Source organism: Aeromonas media, from assembly GCF_000819985.1.
In the GTDB taxonomy this organism is placed as follows: Bacteria; Pseudomonadota; Gammaproteobacteria; order Enterobacterales; family Aeromonadaceae; genus Aeromonas; species Aeromonas media.
Genome location: NZ_CDBZ01000003.1, coordinates 472 through 1,014, shown reverse-complemented (window position 1 = coordinate 1,014; position 543 = coordinate 472). Strand labels below are relative to the sequence as shown.

Sequence of the window (543 nt, the reverse complement as noted above, 5' to 3'; positions counted from 1 at the left end):
GGGAGAGGGTCAGGGTGAGGGGATTATTCAGGTATTAGATGGTCAGCTCCAGCCGGTTGCCTTCCGGGTCGAGGAAGGTGCTCTCGTAATAGCCGTCACCGGTCCAGCGGGGGCCGTCCAGGTGTTTCACCTCGGCGCCCTTGAGCAGCTTGAGGCGCGCCGTCATCTTGTCCACCGCCTCCACGCTGCCGAGGGAAAAGGCGATATGGGCCAGCCCCTGCAGCGGGTGTGGCAGACTGAGATCTGCCGGAAACAGGATGGGGGTGTGCATCAGCTCCAGGCTGGCGCCCCCTTCGAAACGCACGAAGTAAGAGCTGAACTGCTTGGCTTGATTGTGGTAGCGCTCATTGGCCTGCCCGCCAAACAGGGTGCAGTAGAATGCCTTGAGTGCCTCCAGATCCTGCGCCCAGATGGCGACGTGATGGATATGCATGGCTGGTCTCCTGTGACTTGATGCCCTCAATGCTATGCTGGGGCCTGTCCCTTCGACATGGCTGAGCCCGTCCTGATGATGTCTGAAACTGCCAACACCGATCTTGTCGA

1 protein-coding gene is annotated in these 543 nt (G+C 60.2%); it reads right to left on the bottom strand.

What is annotated here, in order from left to right; translation table 11 throughout:
• Positions 1 to 34: 34 nt before the first annotated feature.
• Positions 35 to 433: a VOC family protein gene (locus BN1127_RS00090; RefSeq protein WP_042648065.1), complete on the bottom strand. Its 399-nt coding sequence runs from the start codon at positions 431 to 433 to the stop codon at positions 35 to 37.
• Between the last annotated feature and the right edge of the window lie 110 nt (positions 434 to 543).

Bases quoted from the DNA above. Each gene is read 5' to 3' on its own strand.
- BN1127_RS00090 (WP_042648065.1), bottom strand. From the start codon at position 433: ATGCATATCCATCACGTCGCCATCTGGGCGCAGGATCTGGAGGCACTC.